Here is an 18,001-nt window from a genome sequence, read left to right as displayed (position 1 = left end):
TTCCTCCGTCACGCCGCATGGCGCTCGCCGACCCGCTGAAGCGGATACCGTTCCAGCAGCCGGGCGAGCACGGTCGGGCCATCGCTTCCGGTCGGGACGAACAGCCGCAACTTCCAGGAGATGATCTCCGAGATCAGCCCCATCGCCTTCAGCCGGTCCCGCATCGTGTCGGTAAAACCGTCCAGTTCTATGCGGTTCACGCCCATCACGCGCGCTCGGCGAAGCTGAAGCCCTTCCGTCAGCTCGAGGATGGCCTGACCATCCATCAGCGCCGTGAACGCGGCGTCGGCTGCGAGCACCGGGCCATTGTCGTTCGCGGTGGCGGTCGCCGCCCAGGCAGGCGACACGCGGCGCCCGACGATCCGCTCGCCATCATCGGTCTGGAGCCGATAGACGCGGGTGGACTCCTGCGGCAGTCGCTTCCAGATCGGCAGCAGAAGCCCGGCGACGATGTGCATGGTGCTGGTCGCAAACTCCGGCACATCGGCAAGCTCCGCCTGCCACGCCCGCTCGAACTCGCCTCGGTTCGCCTCGCGCCACTGGGTTTCCGCCATGGCGGCAAGCGGCATCGGCGTCGATTCCATCGGCCGGACGAGCCGGATGCGCGCTTCCACGCTCCCGTCGTCCAATTGCAGCCCGCGCGTCGGAATCTGCACGGCGGCGCGGCCCGACTGCGCGTTGACCAGCAGCCTGGCGCGGCGATCGCGCAGATGGTCGAACGCTTCGTCCAGCGTCACCGGCCGGTTGCGGTCCTTGCGTTCGATGGTCAGCAATCGCGTCTCCGCTCTCGTGCCCGGATGGGTGTAGATGGTGGCGCGATCGACGATCCTGAAGCTCTCGGCCTGGAGCGTCTCCAGTCCCAGCTCATATGTGCCCGACGCGATTGCGCCCTCGATGCGGCCGCTCAGCAGATCCTCGAAGCGGGTGAACAGGATGTTCTGGAGGTCGATGGTGAGCGCCAGCATCCGGTTGAGGAAGGTGGTGATCGGGGGCAGTTCGTCCCGAAGACCGCCCTCATCACCGAGCGTCAGGCCGGTCGCGGCTTCGAACTCCGCGAGCGAGCAGCCCTCGACCTTGCCGCTGAAGATCAGGCCGTAGAGCTGGCGCAGCGCATCGCGCGCATACCAGGATTCCAGATTATCCTCGGGCCGGAACAGGCCCTGGCCGCCGGTCTGGCGCTGGCCGCGCGTGATGGCGCCGAGGGAATCGAGCCGCCGCGCGATGGTCGAGATGAACCGCTTCTGCGCCTTCACATTGGTCGTCACCGGGCGGAACAGCGGCGGCTGCTTCTGGTTCGTGCGGTTCGACCGGCCGAAACCCTGGATCGCATTGTCGGCCTTCCAGCCCGCTTCGAGCAGATAATGGACGCGCAGGCGCTGGTTCTTCGCGCCGAGATCGGCATGATAGCTGCGCCCGGTGCCACCCGCGTCACTGAAGATCAGGATGCGCTTGGCGTCGCTCTGGAAGGCGTCGGTCTCGGATATATTGGCGGAGCCCGGCCGGCTTTCGACGACGAAACGGTCGATCCCGTCCGATCCGCGCCGCTTGACGATGCGCCGCGAGCGGCCGGTCACCTCGGCGACCATGTCAGTGCCGAAGTGATGGAGCACCTGGTCGAGCGCGGCCGGGACCGGCGCCAGAGAGGCGAGCCGCTCGATCATCCGGTCGCGCCGTTCGATGGCCTCGCGCGATTCGACCGGATTGCCGTCCTTGTCGGTGACGGGCCGGGACGAGAGATTGCCCTCGCTGTCACTGAAGGGCTCGTAAAGCTGCACCGGGAAGCTGTGTTCGAGGTACGAGAGAACATATTCCCGAGGCGTTACGTCCACCCGGACGTCATCCCATTCCTCGGTCGGGATGTCAGCGAGACGGCGTTCCTGCAGGGCTTCGCCGGTCGAGACGATCTGGATGATGGCGGCATGGCCAGCTTCGAGGTCGCGCTCGATGCTGGCAATCATCGCCGGGGTCTGCATCGCGGTAATGAGGTGGTTGAAGAAGCGCTGTTTTGCTGACTCAAAGGCGCTCCGCGCGGCCGACTTCGCCTGGCTGTTGAGGTTGCTACCCGCCGCCCGCATCGCGGCGTCGAGATTGTTATGGATGATCTGGAATGCCCCGGCATAGGCGTCGTAGATCGCGATCTGGGCCGGTGTCAGCGCGTGCTCGAGCATCTCATACTCGACGCCGTCGAAGCTGAGCGACCGCGCCGAATAGAGGCCGAGCGCCTTTAGGTCGCGCGCCAGCACCTCCATTGCAGCGACCCCGCCATTCTCGACCGCGCCGATGAACTCGCCGCGCGTGGCGAACGGGAAATCCTCGCCGCCCCACAGCCCGAGCCGCTGGGCATAAGCGAGGTTCTGCACGGTGGTCGCGCCGGTCGCCGAGACATAGACGATGCGCGCATTCGGCAGCGCGTGCTGGAGCCGGAGACCCGCGCGGCCCTGCTGCGAGGGCGCCTGATCGCCGCGATCGCTCTTCCCCCCTGCGGCATTAGCCATCGCATGAGACTCGTCGAATATGATGACGCCATCGAAGTCGGCGCCGAGCCAGTCGACGATCTGCCTGACGCGGCTCACCTTCTCGCCGCGATCCTGCGAGCGCAGCGTCGCATAGGTGGTGAACAACACGCCTTCGTCGAGCGTGATCGGGGAGCCCTGGCGGAAGCGCGAGAGCGGCGTCACCAGCAGGCGTTCCTGGCTGAGCGCCTCCCAGTCGCGCATCGCATCCTGGTGGAGCGTCTCGGAGCGACTCACCCAGACCGCGCGGCGGCGGCCCTTCAGCCAGTTGTCGAGAATGATCCCCGCGACCTGGCGGCCCTTGCCCGCGCCAGTGCCGTCGCCGAGCATCCAGCCGCGCCGGAAACGCACGGCATTCCCCGCATCGTCCGGTGCGGCGGAAATGACGTCCCATGTCTTGTCGACCGTCCAGGCACCCGCGAGATGCTCGCAATGCGCTTCGCCGGCGAGAATGATGGATTCAAGCTGGGCGTCGGAGAGGATGCCATCGCGCACGAGATGGGACGGAAGCAACGGACGGTAGCTCGGGACGGGCGGCGGCACCGAGGCCATCGACGCCGACTGCACCAGCGGGGTCGGATGCGGCTGCGCGCCGGGAATGGTGATCGACTGGAGCGCATAGGGCTCATAGATCGCGTCGGTCAGCCGCCCGGCGTCGGGCACGGCTTGGCTGCTCGGCTCATATGCCAGCTCCACCGCTTCGATCGGCGCGGCAATGACAGCGGGCCGGGATTTGACGGTCGCGCGGGCTGGCCGGACGGTCATCGCGGGCATGGCGATCGGCGTGACCGGCGGCGGAGCATCGGGCGTAGGCGTGCGAGGCGGCACCTGGTCGAGCACCCAGCCAAGCAGGGTTACCGTATTGGGCGCAACGCCCGGCGCATCGGGAAAGCGGCGCGGATCTTCGGCGGGCACGCGATCGATCACGGTCAGGCGTGTGTCGATGGTGGTGCCGTGCTTGCGATAAACGCCGCCGTCGATCGCGGCCGTGAACAGCACGCGCCCGCGCTCCTGGAGCGCGACAAACGCATCGGTGAAGGCGGGATTGTCAGGCGCGCAGGAAGCGCCGGTAATGACCACGAGACGACCGCCGGGGCGGAGCCGATCGAGCGCCGATCCGATATGGCGCATCGCCGCATCCTTCATGCGCTTGTCTATATGGGCGATTGCCGAGAATGGTGGGTTCATCACCACCACATCGGGCGCCATCGCCGGATCGAGCCGGTCATGGATGGTCGCGGCGTCATGTGTCGTGACGCCGGCGCCGGGAAACAGCAGGTCGAGCAGTGCGGCGCGGGTTTCGGCCAGCTCGTTCAGCATCAGGCGCGCGCCTGCGATCTCGGCCTGGATCGCGAGCAGGCCGGTGCCCGCCGAGGGTTCGAGCATCCGCTCGCCCGGCTGGAAACCAGCGGCGACGCCGGCGACATAGGCGAGGCCGGCGGGTGTCGAGAATTGCTGGAGCGCCTGGGAGGTTTCTGACCGGCGCGTATGGGTCGGCATCAGCCCCGCGATCTTCTCGATCAGCGCGAGCCGGGCCTGCGGATCGGCGTGTTTGCGGAAGATCGTATTGGCGTATTTACGCAGAAACAGGATCTGCGAGGTCTCGCAGGCGTCATAGGCCGATTTCCAGTCCCACATCCCTTCGGCGTCGGACCCGCCGAACGCTGTTTCCATCGCGCCGCGCAGCGCGGGCGCATCGACGGGACGGCCGCTTTCGAGGTGGGGAAGGATGAGCTGCGCGGCGGCAAGCAGCTTCTCGGCGGTGTCGGCGAAATGTCGCGCGGCGCCAGTCGGCACGGCGGCGAGCGCCGTGGAGCGATTGAAGGTCATGGGGGAATCTCCGGGAGAGGTCAGGGTCGAAGCCGGCGGACCCTCTCTCTCAAACCGCCAGGCTCACCCCGTCCCGGCCTTCCTCTTCCTCTCCGATGGCCCGGTGTGGATGCTTGCCGCATCCACCAGCCCCCAGACTGCGGCGTTGCCGTTCTCGCCGAAAAAACCTATAAGTGACCAACTACATGGTCAGGAGCGAGTCATGGATGGAATCAATCTGGCGGACGCCAAAGCCCATTTGAGCGAACTGGTCGATCGCGCTGCTGCTGGCGACACGATCGATATCCTGCGCCGTGGGAAGCCTGTGGCCCGCCTTGAGGCCGCCAAACGGCCGCGCAAGGCGATCGATGCCACCCGGCTGCGCCAACTGACCGATTCCCTGCCGGTCCAAAGCGAAAGCGCCGACAGGTTCACGCGCGCCATGCGCGATGGTGATCGTTACTGATGCTGTATCTCGATACGTCTTTGCTGATCGCGGCGCTGACGAACGAGGCCCGCACGGCGGAGATTCAGGAATGGCTGGCCGGGCAAGACCCGGAGGAACTGATCATCAGCGATTGGGTCGTGACGGAGATGTCGTCCGCCTTGTCGATCAAGGTGCGGACAGGCCAGCTCGATGCGGCTCAACGCGCCGAGGTGCTGAGCCAGTTTCAACGGCTTTGCAGCGAAAGCCTGACGATCGTGCCGGTGGCTTCCGCCAATTTCCGGACCGCAGCTTTGTTCTCCGATCAGTTTTCGCTGAATCTGCGTGCCGGTGACGCGCTGCATCTGGCGATCGCGGCGGAGCGAGGTGCAAGGCTTTGCACGCTGGATCGCCGTTTGGCCGAAGGAGGGACCGCGCTCGGCGCGGTGACGTCGCTTCTGTAGGAACCTGCCATATGGTCCAACTCTGGACGGCAGACAAAAAAATGGGCGACCCCATGACGGGCCGCCCAGATAAATCAGACTTCCAGGTGCCGGGCCTCGTCGATTACGAACCCGAAGCGTCCGGCGACATACTCGTCGGATGGAACCAGGAAGCGCCGTTCATGACCCCGATTGCGTCGCCCGCCGAGCCGGGCGACGCAATCCGTCATGCCAGGTTTTTCCCTGGAACGGATCGCCGATACGACCACCCAATCGTGCCGGTGCTTCTCGCCAAAGAGCCGCCGATCATTCTCGACGGATTCACCGGGCGCCAGGAAACGGTCGTGGATCGCCTCCCAACAATTTGGGTAATAGTCGCGCAGGGTCTTCTCAGCGTGACGCCGTTCATAGGCCGTGAAGAGATCGGGAAAGCCAGTCGCGACCTTCGCCCATTCTGCATCTTCCTCGTACCAGCCCCCGGCAACCCGCAAGGCCGCGGGCATTCTCGCGTTGCGCGCGCGATCGAGCTTGAAGCCGCCATGGCTCGCCGTGGAATGGAAGACCACCCCATCGGCATAGATCTCACTCGATTGAGATTGGCCCCACGGCGTCGACAGCTTGCCATCGCCACGCTTGCGTTCGAACCGCAGCAATTCCTCCCGGTGCTGGACCAGTTCGGCGATATGGTCATGAAACCCTACTGCATCCGCGACAACGGCGATTGCGCCATAGAAATCATCGCGCCGCCATTGGCTCATAGGCTTGCTGAGCCGCCAGGCGTTCGCAATCCGGAGTCCGCGGGGGCCGGGAATGGCGGCATAGGCGGTGTCGTCGACAAGCGCGGCGAGATCGCCGTCGGCGGTGCATCCATAGGTGGCCGGGACCGAAGGCGCCGGGCTCATGCCGCCCTCCTGATGGTCGAGACGACGGGTTCGTCCTCGACAAGCTGAAGGACGAGATTGGAATAGCGGTTCCGGGACGCCCAGCTTTCGGCGTCCGCCATATTGGCGGCAAGATGCCGTAGCTCGTCCTTGCCGTTCCAACGGGTGAGAACCCGCACCATGCCCGGCTGCGGCAATTCGACGACTTCGAAGCGAAGGTCCGTCGTGACCATATAGTGACGACGCACGACAAGGACCGGCGTGATTCCGGACATGAAGGTGCCCTCATGGAGCACGAAGCTTGCCGAGCAGGTCCTGTCGCCAATAGCCGCCGACGGTGATTTCTCCACGAGACGCCCGGTGCTGTTGCGCGTCTGCCAGTCCCGCAGCTTGCGCGTGTGGCGGGCCGGCGGCTGCGGGGCACCATCGAAGTAGCGCAGGACGGCCCCGAGTGGCGCCATGGCGTGAACCGCGTCGCCATCGAGAATGATGGTCGTCGCGCCCGCGACAGAGGCGTTGCCAGTTCTTTCGGTCATGTGAGGTCTCCGGGAGAGCAGCGAGGGAGCGAGCCGCCGACCGCTCTCTCTCAAGCCGGCCGGCTCACCCGCTTCCCCGCCACCCTCTCACTCTGGCCGCCGGCCCGGAGACGGAGCCGACGGCAGACCGATCACTCCCGCAGCGACCCGGCGGCTATATCAGCCAGCCATTCCACGGCTTCTTCCACGTCTGCGTCATCCTTTTCGGCAAGACGCGCAAGCGCGACGGCGCCGTTACGGCCCAATTGGCCGAGGCGCTGAAGAGTAGCGAGCAACAAGGGCGCAAGCGCCTCCGGACTGGCGTTTTCGATGTCGGAAATCTTCACGGGTCAATCTCCATTCTATGAGGGGAAACCCGAGCGCAGAGCGCCCAGGCGATGTTCGCCGGCAGCAACCCGCCGGACTGCACCGTTCAGCGGGCAGCGAGGTTGCGCTTGGCGGCGAGCGAGATCGCTCGCGTTGCGGCCTTGGAGGCGGCTTCTCCCTCTTCATGGGAGAGATCGCTGGCCGCCTTCACATCGAGGGATGCCTGACGGATATCGGCATTGCTCACATCGGCGATCTGGAGACCATCCGGCGCTTCCGTCTCGAAGACCACTTCCACGGTCGCGCGGACATGCTCCTCGCAGAGGCGGAGCAGGACATGCGAGCCGAGACCCGGCTCAACGCCGAGCGGCCCATATTCTGCGATGCCAAGCATTTCATCGAGCATGGACTCGGTACTGCGCGCCATGATGTCGTCGGCCGTGATCAGCACGGCCATGCCGCCGAAACCGTCTGGCCGCATTTTCGTGCAGGTCCAGGCCGAAACGATCGATACATAGGGGAGCGCGGGCGTCCGTCGGACGATGCTCTGGAAAAACACCTCCCAACCGGACACGGAGAGGTCGAGTTGAAGATAGGCGTCGTCTTCGCCGAGTTCGGCAAGCTCCGCGCGGACCGCGTTGGCCGCCGCGCTTTCAACGTCTCCGGACAAGGCGAGCGCGGCGCGGACCTCGTCGACGGGATAGGCGGGCATGTCATTGGCGCCCTGTTCGGCGTAGAAATAGAGGCCGCCTCCATCAACTTCACTGCTGAAGATGCCAGAGAGGATCAATCGTTCGAGCGGCGTCATCGCGCTCAGCGGAATGGTGGGCTGAACCACCGTGGAACAGAAATAATCAGCCATATCGGGTCTCCAAGAACGCGAAAGCCCGGCGCGCGGCCGGGCTCTCGATAAAGGTGATGGGGTACAAATCAGGACGCTGGCGGACTTTCGATCGCGAAAGGGTCCACCAGCTTGTGGATCGGCTGCGCGCGGCCCATCCAGGGTTGCGGCCGGATGCAGCGAACCCAGTCCGCGAAGCTCGGAATGAAGCCGAGGTCTTCGAGGATATGTTGTTCGCCGATCAACCGGACGGGAACGACCCGCCCGCTTGAGACCGTGATGGTCGCGCCGAAAAAGCGTTCGAGCATGAAAATGCCCTCGGCATGGTGGCGCAGTGCACGATGGCGGAAGTCAGCGGTGATCGCCTTGGACTCGTCGAACCACTGGTGCAGCGGCAGATAATCCTCGGCCGAGCCGCCCCATTTCCGCACGGACGAGAGCGCGTGATGATAGCAATGGCCCATCGTCGCCTCCCTACAGCTCGTAATAATGGTTTTCAGACCGTTCGATCCGATAATTGAAATCGAAACGGACAGTCCCGGCGGCGACGTCAAAGGTGAACTCGCCATAGCCGCCTTCATTGTTCTCCCAGCCGCCGTGCTTGCTTTCGAGGAGGTCGTAACACATGGCCTCGATCGCATCCGGGAGCGGGACCGTTACATGGCGGACCTCCTCGTCGTGAAATTCACAGCGGGCGATCTCGACAGATGTGTCGGGCAGGTCGGCACTGCTTTCACCAGAACGCGCGTCAATCTCCTCGATCTGGCCGCTGTCCCCACTGCCATCGAACCGCACGGTGACAAGGGTGATGCCAGATCCTGCCAGAACAGACAGGACAGCAGCCTTATTGGCGGGAAAAATCTCGCTCGCTCGTTTCTCATATTCCGCCTGGTGCGCCAGGAAGGCGGTCATGTCGAACGTGGGAACAAAAGGCGTATTGCTCATTGTCTATCTCCGAAAATGAAAAAAGCCCGGCGCGTGGCCGGGCTGAGAATGGGATTGAGGTGAGACGTCGGTGCGGGACGGGGCAGCGACTGGTCGACCCGTCCCGCACCAGCATTCAGGCGGCGATAGCGTATTCGTCGTCGCCCTCCTGGTCGGCGTAGCTGTCATCCTCATCGAGGAACGCCGGCAGCGCGTCAGCCTCATCCGTCAGCGGCAGCGGTTCCTCGATCACAGGCGTCCGAAGCGGTTCGGGCAGCCAATTCGCATCGGCGAGCAAGCGTTCGGCCTCGCGCGCCATGTCGCCCTTCTTCAGATGGTCGATCAGCCCGGCGGTCTGCGGCCCCGTCGCCTCGGCGACCGCCTCAAGGATGCGCGGCTTCGCGACCCGGTTGAGGTAGTTGTCGAAGGTCGGGCGCCAGCCTGCGCCGATCATGTCGAGACCCACGGCGCGGGCCAGTACATTGGCATGGTCGATGCGGCGCGCGACGCCGTGCGCCGAGACACGGCCACCGCCATGCTTGGGAACCGGCTCCCACTGCGCGTTCACACAATAGGCTGCGCAATGGGCGAACAGACTGGCCTGTTCGCCGCCGTCGAGCTGCTGGAGCGCATCCCACACATCCTTGTCGGATTGGGGGAGACGCTCCTTCCAGCGGGTGTGCCGTTCCTGGATGGATGCCGCCGATGGACTGTTACGCAGGTCCGCGCCCTGGAACGGCATGGAGACGCGGTGGACAGCCAGCTCCATGCAGCTTTCGGTGCGGCCCATGTAGAAGACCGACAGCACCATGGCGTGCAGCACGGCGGCGAACGCGACCGAAGGCGACTGCGCGAAGGCATCCTGAAGCGCCAGCGTGCGGGCGGCGGTCAGCTCGGCGACGAGACGGTCCGGGAGCGGCTTGATGACCTCACCGTCATCATCGTCATCGTTCGGAGCGGGCCTGGACGGGGCCCTGCTGGACTCGCGATCGGCCGTTTCGCCGCCGATCTCATCGGACGCATCATCCGATCCGGCATGGGACGCTTCATCGCCACCTTCGCCGGCATCGTCAGCCTCCAGCTCATCCTCGGCGCGGACATAGCCACGGTCGATATAGAGCGTGCCGTCTTCCTCCAGACCAATGAACACGCCGGCATTGGCGATCTCGGCAGGATCGAACACCCGGTTGCTCTGGGCGAGAACGCCAAGCTCGGCGTCGATGGCGGAGATACGCAGTTCCACGTCCTCCGGAACATCGGGCTTGCCGTCCCACTCGGCCTCAAGCGCATCGGCCTCGGCCCGCAGGGCGACGATCCGCGCTTCCTGCACCTCGGTCAGCGGCTGCACCTGGCTGGCGATGGCGCGGCAGTCCTCGTCATAGCCATAGGGAAGATCGACCAGCGTCTCGACCCACTTCCAGCCTTCGGCCATGACAGCGTCGCCTTCCGCGCGCAGCTTCTCATCGACCAAACGATCGAGCAGCGCGGGATCGGAGAGCCAGCCGCCATCGTCGGGTTCGAACAGGTCGCGGATCGGACCGGCGCCGCCCGCAGCGATATAGGCGTCCAGCCCGATGAAGCGGACGCGCTTCTCCGTCACCTCGACCTTGTCCTCCAGCAGCCTGGACTTGATGAACCAGGGCGACTTGTTGCTGCTGTGCGCGAGTTGCCCCCACAAATCCTCCTGGCGCTGGTGATCGTCGCTGACCGTGAACGCCATGAGCTGGTCGAGGGTCATGTCGCCTTCGGCATAGCATTCATGCAGCGTGGGCGAGACCGATGCGAGCTTGAGGCGCTGGCGCACGACGGCGGGGGTGACGCGGAAATGGGCGGCGATCGCTTCCTCCTGCTCGCCCTTGTCGAACAGGGTCTTCATCGCCCGGAACTCGTCGAGCGGGTGGAGCGGTTCGCGTTCGCTGTTTTCGGCGAGCGAATCCTCTTCAGCCAGGACCGGATCATTCGCGGCCTTGACCACGCACGGAACCGGGGCGTCCTTGGCGAGCCGCTTGCGCTTCACGAGGATCGCCAGCGCGCTGTAGCGGCGGCCGCCGGCGGGGATTTCGAACATGCCGGTGTCTTCACCAGCCTCGTCGAGCACAGGGCGGACATTGAGGCCGGTCAGCAGGCCGCGGCGTTCGATATCATTGGCCAGATGCTCGATGGTCACGCCATGCTTCACGCGGCGGACGTTCGATTGCGACAGGACCAGCCTGTCGAACGGAATGTTCCGGGACTGGTTGAGGGTGATCTTCGATGGGGCTTTCGCCATGACACGTCTCCATGACGGGCGGCCGGAAGACTCTCTCCCAGCCTCCAACCCGTCACGAAAACCAGAGCCTCCCTCTCACTCTATGGATCAGGCGATGTGTGGGAGGAGCGCTTGGTCCTTCGCCGAGGTCATGAGGACTTCATGATCTCCTGCGATCCGTATCGACGGATTTACGGAGCCACGAGGCGTGGGGACGCAGAGGATTTGACGACGCTCTATCGCTGCCGGACCGCGCTGAGCGAAGTGCGAGACCATTTCGATGCCCGCGTTCCGGCTCGGGCCGCCTGGTCGGCCGAAGTCTGGCCAGAGCGCACCGGCCTGGTGGTGTATCGGAAAAACAGGGAGCGTTTCGCAGAGCCAATGCGATGGGGCATACCGCGGACAATTCTCGATGGGGTGCGCAACCGACGCGCCGTTTCGACGGCGATGTGGTTCAATCGCAGGAAAGTCGAGGAAACGGCGAGATTTCAGAACCCGTGGCGCTGCCTGATCGTCATGGACTCGTTCGCCTATCCGGCGGGCCAGTCGGGCGCACGCAAGCGCATGTGGTTCGGTGTCGAGGACAGGCCGATTTTCGCCTGGGCCGGCGTGTGGGCCGAGGTGGACGACGAAAAGCGCTTCTGCGGCCTGCTCGCGGAAGCAAACGACGTCGTACAGGGACGTTCCATGCCCGTCATCCTTGACCGCGATGACTATAATCTGTGGCTTGGAGGCCGGTTCGACAGGGCATCGCCGCTCGCCAACCGGCCCTATTCGGAAACACGAATGTATGAGGAAACGCTGGGAGAGCCGTGGAAGGGCAGCGGCAGCGAAGGACCGTGATGTCATCGGCGAACAAAGGCGTTCGTGTCACCTGACCGGCCTTGCGGGATCGGACGGCGGCGATGAACTTTTCGCGCATCTCGGCGGCGGATTTCACGCGTCGAGGTTGGTCAGCCGCACCACATAGTGATTGCCGTTGTGGCGATCGGAACCGAGATGCGTGCGACACGCAGCGACGATCCGGTCCCAGATCGCATCGGGCATGTCGGAATCGCTGCCCTCACCACTAAGGCCGGGATCGACCAGCACGACAACGTCGGAATATTCGTCAACCTCGCCGCCGGTGTGCCAGGTGAACTTGGGCCGGCGGTTGGCGAGCCAGGCCCGAAAGGCGGGGTCGGCAAAAAACTCGGGGGCATTGATGACCATGCCCCGGCAAAGCGTGATGTCCATGTCGAACTCCTGTCGATGGGGATATCGGGAAAGGGCGACGCCAGCGCGGCGCGGCCTCAGCGATAGTCTTCGGGTAGGTCTTCCTCGGCCCCCTGCCAGACCACCTCGTCGCCCTCGTAAATGCGGACGAAGCCGCCGCGCCTGGGTATCTCTACGGGCGGCAACGGCTTCGCCGCGAAGTTGAGGCAGGAAAACTCCGCGACCGTGGACGAGAAGGCGAGCGGCTTGCCCGGCGCCGTGAGCACCCGGTCGCAGGCGCCGCTCGGCCGCTTCACGCGGCGGCGCGAGAGGCCGAGCCTGAAATATTCATAGTCACGCTCCTCCCGCTCCGAAGGCGGCGACCAGTGGCGGCACCAGCGGCACGTCCGAATGGTCGCAGGGGGATCGTCGTCGAGCGGCGGCCCGTTATTATGTCCCGCGCCGGGCGGCCGCCCGTTCACGGCCAGCTCTCCTCGAGCCAGCCCCGGATCTGCTGGCGCATGATGCCGATCGGGCCATTGATCTCGGTGATACGGGCGTCCGGAGCGATGCAGCGCAGATCGCGGAAGCCGTCGAGGAAGGCCCGCATCACCGCGATGTAGAGATGCCCGCCCGCGAGCGCGACGTCGGTGAATGGCCGCGTGCCGTGGTTGGAAAGCGAGGCGATCTGACAACCGGGCGAGTCGCCATAGGTATCGGGCATGCGCGCCGATGGCGGACGCGGCCAGCGCCGATTCATTCCGCCCGCGATCATGCGCTGGGCGAGATCGGGGGTCAGCCGGGCGTCATAATCCTCGATAGGCGAGCGGGAATCGAGAAAGCCGTAGCGGGCCGAGAGCACCGCGACCTTGACCCGCATCCGGTCGGGATTGACCGCGCGCACGGTCTGCCACAGCGGGCCATCGTAGCGGTCGATCGCATCGATCCAGCCTGTGTCCCGGCGCTTGGTCGCCGAGCAGGACAGGATCAGCAGCCGGTGGGGTGCGCGCCAACCGCGACCCTCGGTCGGGGCGATCCCGCGCTCGACCAGGCGCACCGTGACCGCAGTTTCCTCAGCGACCCGAGCAAGCCGCTCGATCAGCGCGAGATCGTCGCTGGAGCAGACCCCGCGCACATCGAAGGTGATACCTGGCTTCCCACCCGGATCGACAATCCGGTCGACGAACAGGATGCCCTTGCCGAGATTGCCGCAAAAGAGCAGCGTGTCGGCGTCGCTGGGCACGCCGCCCGCATTGACCTTGCGGCGTCCGATCTGGCGGAACGCTTCCTCGAAGGTGTTGGGGGTTATCGTGGCCCGGGGCTGGACACGGGCATGGAAACGCCAGCCCGGCCGGGTGATGTCGAGCTTGCCCACCTCGATCTGGTGCAGGAAGTCCGCGAAACTATAGGGATCGGCCGGATAGGGACATTCCCGCCAGAGCGCACGGATCGTGCGGCGGCGTTCGTCCGGAATGGCGAACAGGCGAGCGCGCGCCTTGCGCCATACGGCGGCGCGCTCATCCCGGCGGTCCTGCTGCTGGCGCGGCCACCATTCGGCGCGGCGGGCCATTTCCTCATCGACGCTGTGTTGCCCAGCCGCGACCATGTCGGCGAACAGCGGCAGCGCCTCGCGCTCGCGGCGCTGTTTGGTGAGAAACGCCGCGCGTTTGCGCGACGTTTCTTCATAGGCGGTTGGCTTGGGCCATTTGCGAAAGCGCATCGCTCAGCCCTCCCGCTCTAGCCGAGCGATGATGCGCTCAGCCGCCCGGATGCCGCGGGCTATGTCGGCGATATCGATCCACACCGAGATCGGCGCCGTCGTCTCGAACAGGATGTCGCGCTCGACGCCAAGCTGGAGCCCGACGTCGAGACCTTGCAATTCGGAAAGGCTGAAGGTGCCATAGTCGACGCAATCCATGTCGAGATCGGCGATGCCGTGCAGGGTATCGCCATCGGGTTCGAGCAAGGTCGCAAGCCACACGCCCGCGCCCACGGGGTTGAAGAATTTCGCGACCGGCAGATGGTCAGCGCTTGGGTCGGCCGCATTGGCGATGAGCTGCGCGCGCAGCTCCGGGGTCAGGAGGATTATGCCGCCCTCCGTTCGATCAGAGCGCCGCGGGCCTCCGCTCCTGCGGCATCGCGGAAGGCGAGCAGATAGTCGGCCGCCCTCGACGCAGCGCTGGCGGCGCGAACGATCGCGCGATCATCCGCCCGCATGATGTCGAGCCAAGCGCCGATATAGTCGGAATGGCGGACAGTGGGTTCGATGCCGAGGGCAGCGCAGACGAAGGCGCCAGCCATCTCGGCGCAATATCCTGACAGTCCAGCCCCAATCCGGGGTTCGAGGAAGAAAACCATCGGCTGCCTCCAGCACTGCCCAAAAACCGCATCGGCCTCCCCCGAGGCGGGGGTGGGCGGCGAGAGCGACCGAAGAGGCCCGTTCGAGCGGCGGGCTGCACCCGCAGGGGCGAAATGAAATGGAGCAGCCCGGCGAAGCCGGGGCTTGCAGCCCGCCGTGGCGGGCCTAGCAGGGAGCGCCGACCACCTCCGCGTCGGAAGGGAGGCCCAAAAAGTAGCGCCGCCGCGTCAGCGGCGTCCGCAGATCAGGCGGGCGACAGCCCGCTATCGTCTTTCGCGACAGGCTGCCGCCCGCCCGCGGGCGAGCACTGGTGACGGATCGTGCGCGGCGTCGCCTAGAGCATGTAGCCGATATCCGAGGCGCCGGTCGGATAGGCAAACATGGTGGAGCGTAGATCGGCCGCGGTGAGGCCGTGGCGGATGGCCAGGCCGAAAAGGTTGATCACCTCGTCGGCGTTCGGCCCGACGAGATGCGCGCCGAGGACGAGGTCCGTCCGCTCGTCGATCAGAACTTTGTGGCCATAGACCGGCTCGGCGAGCCGGCGGGCGGTGAACCAGTCCGGCGTCGAGGCCGCGTTAACCCGGAACTTGAGGCCGCTGCGGCGCGCCGCCTCTTCCGAAAGCCCGACGGCGGCGATCGGCGGCACGGTGAAGGCGACGCTCGGAACACCGCGATAGTCGGGCTCGCGCGATGGACCTTGCAGGAGGTTCGCGGCGACGATCTTCGCGTCGTGGCTCGACACCGGGGTCAGGGGCGGCCCGACGCCGGCGGCGTCACCGGCGGCATAGACCCGCGGGTTGGAAATGCTGCGCAGATGCGCATCGAGCTGCAGTCGTCCGTCTTGCACCGCGACCTGCCCGGTGGACAGGTCGAGGCTGCCGAGATCGGGACGACGCCCGGCAGCATGAATGACGAGATCGCAGGCGACCTCCAGGTCCGGCGCTCCCTGGCGAGAGGCACGCACCTGCAGGCCGTCCCCGTTCCGCTCGACCCGTGTGACCGCGGTGCCGGTCTCGATGCGAATGCCGAGCGCCGTGAACCGCGGTGTGAGCCAGCCCACCAGGTCGGGATCGAAATGCGGCAGCAGCCGGCTAGCGCGCTGCAGGATCGTGACTTCGGCGCCGGCACGTGCGGCCAGATGCGAGAACTCCGCGGCGACATAGCCGCCGCCGATCAGCACGATCCGGCGCGGCAGCGTCTCCAGCTCGAGGAAAGCGTCGCTCGTGCTGACCAGCTCCTCGCCTGGAATGCCGAGCGGGATCGGCCCCGCGCCGGTTGCGATCAGGATATGCTGGGCCTGCAACGTCCGACCGTCGACCGCGACCGCGTCCGGGCTTGCGAAGCGCGCTAGCCCGTGGAAGGCGTCGACGCCCAGCTTGGCGTAGCGGCGTTCCTGCTTGGCGGGGACCGGATCGGTAAAGCTGCGCTTGAACGCCATCAGGCTCGGCCAATCGATCGCCAGGTCGCCGCCGACACCATGTCCGGCCATGCGAGCGGCGGCATCGATCGCCTCTTCGCCGCTGACCAGCATCTTCTTGGGATCGCAGCCCCGTAGCGCACAGGTGCCGCCGAACGGGCGGTGGTCGATGACGGCGACGGACCATCCGGCGGCGCGGACCTGGCCGATCGCGACCTGGGCGGCTGTTCCGCTGCCGATGACGATCAGGTCGTAATGGGCCATGGCAATATCCCTCCGAGCATCGGTGCAAAGATCGCGCGGCCGACCTGGAGGGCCTCGCGCAGGGTCAGGCGAATGCCGTCGCGGGCGGTCACGGAACCGTCCATACGCCAGGCTTCAAGATGATCGGCATGGCAGAAGAAAGCCTGCTGAGTGCAGAGCGAAGACGCTGCACAGCCGCCGGTGTAGCGATGACCGGACCAGACGAGAATCCCCTCGGGCACGACGTCGCCCAAGGTGCAGCCCCGGTCGTGGACATGGATCGCAAGCGAGCGCCGGCATTGGCGGCATGACGAGCGGATGAGGCTGGCGTGCGGTGCGATCGTGCAGATCCCCAGCGCGTCGAGGGCGCACATGGCTCCCATCGTGATACCCGCGGCCTCCACCTGATGCTCACTGGGAGCATCGGTGAAAGGATAGGCGCCGCTCACTCGGCCGTCGCCGTCGAGGACCACGAGATCACGTCCGGCGAGCCGGTGGAGCGCTGCGGCCACGTCGCCGGGCGGGAGCGCAACCGCGGCAGCGATCTCCACCGGCGCCGGCGCGTGGCCCTGGGTGACATAGGCCCGGAGGATGGCACGCCGCACCTCGTCCTCGGTGCTGTCGATGCCATGCCACCTGCGGCCGATAAATGCCGCGAACAGCGCTGTCAGGGCCGAATGGGCGCTTGGCGCGGTGACCGCAGTCCAGTCCGGGACGACGGTGCCGTCGGGGAATGCAACCGTCGGTTCAGGGGCAGCGTCAGCGGGGGTGGCAAGCGTCACGGCTTGTCTTCAGCCGCAGCAGGACGCGCCCTTGCCCTCGATCTGGATCGGCGGACACGGAACGTCGCCATAGGAACAAAAGACGCAGCAATCGCCCTGCTTGGGCTTGAGGACCGCGCCGCAGCCCCGGCAGTCATAGAAAAACTGGCATGCGTTGGTCGGCATCGTCTCGGTCGCCTGATGTCCGCAGTGCGGACAGGTCAGGGTCGAGTGCAGCTCCGGAACGACGTCAGACATAGCTATAACCCGCCCAGAGCAGTGCCGCGCCGACCAATAGGCCGGCGAGAGTGAGGATGCGCGTCCAGCGCGGCGTGCACACGCCGTCCGGGCCGCAGCGCATGGCGGCGAGTTGCTGGCGCAATAGCAGCGCGGCGCCGGCGACGAGGCATAATGCGCCGATCACGAGGAGCGGCGTGCGATAGGGCGCGGAGACGACGGCCACGCCGCTGAGCCAGGCCGCGCCGATGCCGGCGGATGCCAAGAGGATCGGCAGTGCGCAGCAGGCAGCGACGCCGAACGCGGCGGCGATCCCCGCCAGGGTAAGCGCGGCGGTACTTATCCCCTTGGGCGGGCTTGGTGTCTGGGTCACGGGCGACTCCTTGTGGCGGGCATGCAGCTATCCTACCATCTGTAGCGACTACAGACTCAAGAGGTATTTTGAAGATGGCCGCAACCGCCGCGATCCAGATCGGCGAACTCTCGCGCCGTACCAGCTGCAACATCGAGACGATCCGCTATTACGAGCGGATCGGGCTGCTGCCCGTTCCGCCGCGGCGGGGCCGTTACCGCAGCTACGGTCGGGAGGACGTGGCTCGCCTGGGCTTCGTGCGCCGTGCGAGGGAGCTGGGCTTCACCCTTGACGAGGTGCGCGCCTTGCTCGGACTCGCGGCCGGCGGCCAGGCCTCCTGCACCGAAGTCCGCGAGCTCGCGGCGTCGCATCTGCAGGATGTGCGCGCGCGGATCGCGGACCTCAGGCGGATGGAACGGGTTCTGGCAGACTCGGTGCGAGCCTGCGATGCCGGTCAGGATCCGGGCTGTCCGCTGCTTGATGCGCTCGGCGCCGAGGTGCGGGCCGCGTGAG

20 protein-coding genes and 1 pseudogene are annotated in these 18,001 nt (G+C 66.0%); 4 read left to right on the top strand and 17 right to left on the bottom strand.

What is annotated here, in order from left to right; genetic code table 11:
* Positions 1 to 8: 8 nt before the first annotated feature.
* The gene (locus SKP52_RS19780; protein ID WP_039577857.1) at positions 9 to 4,343 is read right to left on the bottom strand and encodes a strawberry notch-like NTP hydrolase domain-containing protein; all 4,335 of its coding nucleotides are present in this window, start codon (positions 4,341 to 4,343) and stop codon (positions 9 to 11) included.
* Between SKP52_RS19780 and SKP52_RS27095 the strand changes: the two genes are divergently transcribed.
* Both SKP52_RS27095 and SKP52_RS19770 read left to right on the top strand, forming a co-directional pair.
* Entirely contained in the window at positions 4,324 to 4,788 is a 465-nt protein-coding gene (locus tag SKP52_RS27095; protein ID WP_228383708.1) for a type II toxin-antitoxin system Phd/YefM family antitoxin, read from the top strand. The two genes, SKP52_RS19780 and SKP52_RS27095, sit on opposite strands and share 20 nt — an antisense overlap.
* A complete protein-coding gene (locus SKP52_RS19770) occupies positions 4,788 to 5,210 on the top strand; it encodes a type II toxin-antitoxin system VapC family toxin (protein WP_039577852.1) in 423 nt (140 codons plus the stop codon). Before SKP52_RS27095 ends, SKP52_RS19770 begins: the two co-directional genes overlap by 1 nt.
* 74 nt (positions 5,211 to 5,284) lie before the next feature.
* Here SKP52_RS19770 and SKP52_RS19765 read toward each other — a convergent pair whose 3' ends face one another.
* The 7 genes from SKP52_RS19765 to SKP52_RS19735 form a co-directional block, all read right to left on the bottom strand.
* The gene (locus SKP52_RS19765) at positions 5,285 to 6,091 is read right to left on the bottom strand and encodes a DUF7007 domain-containing protein (RefSeq protein WP_039577850.1); all 807 of its coding nucleotides are present in this window, start codon (positions 6,089 to 6,091) and stop codon (positions 5,285 to 5,287) included.
* Positions 6,088 to 6,606 (bottom strand): hypothetical protein, encoded by a 519-nt coding sequence (locus SKP52_RS19760; protein WP_052208607.1) that lies wholly within the window; start codon positions 6,604 to 6,606, stop codon positions 6,088 to 6,090. Before SKP52_RS19760 ends, SKP52_RS19765 begins: the two co-directional genes overlap by 4 nt.
* A gap of 131 nt (positions 6,607 to 6,737) precedes the next feature.
* The gene (locus tag SKP52_RS19755) at positions 6,738 to 6,932 is read right to left on the bottom strand and encodes a hypothetical protein (protein ID WP_039577847.1); all 195 of its coding nucleotides are present in this window, start codon (positions 6,930 to 6,932) and stop codon (positions 6,738 to 6,740) included.
* Between the two features lie 86 nt (positions 6,933 to 7,018).
* Complete coding sequence (locus SKP52_RS19750; protein WP_039577844.1) at positions 7,019 to 7,774, bottom strand: hypothetical protein; 756 nt, start codon at positions 7,772 to 7,774, stop codon at positions 7,019 to 7,021.
* A gap of 68 nt (positions 7,775 to 7,842) precedes the next feature.
* Positions 7,843 to 8,217: a DUF6915 family protein gene (locus tag SKP52_RS19745; RefSeq protein ID WP_039577842.1), complete on the bottom strand. Its 375-nt coding sequence runs from the start codon at positions 8,215 to 8,217 to the stop codon at positions 7,843 to 7,845.
* A 10-nt stretch (positions 8,218 to 8,227) separates the two neighbouring features.
* A complete protein-coding gene (locus SKP52_RS19740) occupies positions 8,228 to 8,698 on the bottom strand; it encodes a DUF6878 family protein (RefSeq protein WP_039577839.1) in 471 nt (156 codons plus the stop codon).
* A gap of 115 nt (positions 8,699 to 8,813) precedes the next feature.
* Positions 8,814 to 10,946: a ParB N-terminal domain-containing protein gene (locus SKP52_RS19735; protein WP_039577836.1), complete on the bottom strand. Its 2,133-nt coding sequence runs from the start codon at positions 10,944 to 10,946 to the stop codon at positions 8,814 to 8,816.
* Positions 10,947 to 11,087: 141 nt separating this feature from the next.
* On the opposite strand from SKP52_RS19735, the gene SKP52_RS24810 reads away from it, so the two are divergent.
* Positions 11,088 to 11,768 (top strand): SOS response-associated peptidase family protein, encoded by a 681-nt coding sequence (locus SKP52_RS24810; RefSeq protein WP_081997450.1) that lies wholly within the window; start codon positions 11,088 to 11,090, stop codon positions 11,766 to 11,768.
* 93 nt (positions 11,769 to 11,861) lie between these two features.
* On the opposite strand, the gene SKP52_RS19725 is transcribed toward SKP52_RS24810, so the two are convergent.
* The 9 genes and pseudogenes from SKP52_RS19725 to SKP52_RS19685 form a co-directional block, all read right to left on the bottom strand.
* Complete coding sequence (locus SKP52_RS19725) at positions 11,862 to 12,161, bottom strand: hypothetical protein (protein WP_039577833.1); 300 nt, start codon at positions 12,159 to 12,161, stop codon at positions 11,862 to 11,864.
* Positions 12,162 to 12,217: 56 nt separating this feature from the next.
* Positions 12,218 to 12,601: a hypothetical protein gene (locus tag SKP52_RS19720; protein ID WP_039577830.1), complete on the bottom strand. Its 384-nt coding sequence runs from the start codon at positions 12,599 to 12,601 to the stop codon at positions 12,218 to 12,220.
* A complete protein-coding gene (locus SKP52_RS19715; RefSeq protein WP_039577828.1) occupies positions 12,598 to 13,839 on the bottom strand; it encodes a hypothetical protein in 1,242 nt (413 codons plus the stop codon). Before SKP52_RS19715 ends, SKP52_RS19720 begins: the two co-directional genes overlap by 4 nt.
* 3 nt (positions 13,840 to 13,842) lie before the next feature.
* Positions 13,843 to 14,172 (bottom strand): DUF2958 domain-containing protein, encoded by a 330-nt coding sequence (locus tag SKP52_RS19710; RefSeq protein ID WP_245836975.1) that lies wholly within the window; start codon positions 14,170 to 14,172, stop codon positions 13,843 to 13,845.
* Between the two features lie 32 nt (positions 14,173 to 14,204).
* Positions 14,205 to 14,426: pseudogene (locus SKP52_RS19705) on the bottom strand (zincin-like metallopeptidase domain-containing protein); the annotation flags it as partial.
* Between the two features lie 386 nt (positions 14,427 to 14,812).
* Positions 14,813 to 16,159, bottom strand: a complete 1,347-nt coding sequence (locus SKP52_RS19700) for a dihydrolipoyl dehydrogenase family protein (protein ID WP_039574902.1) — start codon at positions 16,157 to 16,159, stop codon at positions 14,813 to 14,815.
* Positions 16,141 to 16,920, bottom strand: a complete 780-nt coding sequence (gene merB, locus SKP52_RS19695) for a mercuric reductase (protein WP_025549114.1) — start codon at positions 16,918 to 16,920, stop codon at positions 16,141 to 16,143. Before merB ends, SKP52_RS19700 begins: the two co-directional genes overlap by 19 nt.
* 9 nt (positions 16,921 to 16,929) lie before the next feature.
* Positions 16,930 to 17,157, bottom strand: a complete 228-nt coding sequence (locus tag SKP52_RS19690; RefSeq protein ID WP_025549113.1) for a GDCCVxC domain-containing (seleno)protein — start codon at positions 17,155 to 17,157, stop codon at positions 16,930 to 16,932.
* On the bottom strand, positions 17,150 to 17,509 hold the full coding sequence (locus tag SKP52_RS19685) for a hypothetical protein (RefSeq protein ID WP_017184393.1): 360 nt from the start codon (positions 17,507 to 17,509) through the stop codon (positions 17,150 to 17,152). The genes SKP52_RS19690 and SKP52_RS19685 overlap by 8 nt, the downstream gene beginning before the upstream one ends.
* A 74-nt stretch (positions 17,510 to 17,583) precedes the next feature.
* On the opposite strand from SKP52_RS19685, the gene SKP52_RS19680 reads away from it, so the two are divergent.
* A complete protein-coding gene (locus tag SKP52_RS19680; RefSeq protein ID WP_017184392.1) occupies positions 17,584 to 18,000 on the top strand; it encodes a MerR family transcriptional regulator in 417 nt (138 codons plus the stop codon).
* Position 18,001: the final 1 nt, after the last annotated feature.

The sequence above is a fragment of the Sphingopyxis fribergensis genome, assembly GCF_000803645.1.
Taxonomy (GTDB): Bacteria; Pseudomonadota; Alphaproteobacteria; order Sphingomonadales; family Sphingomonadaceae; genus Sphingopyxis; species Sphingopyxis fribergensis.
This window is presented reverse-complemented; position numbering and strand designations above follow the sequence as displayed.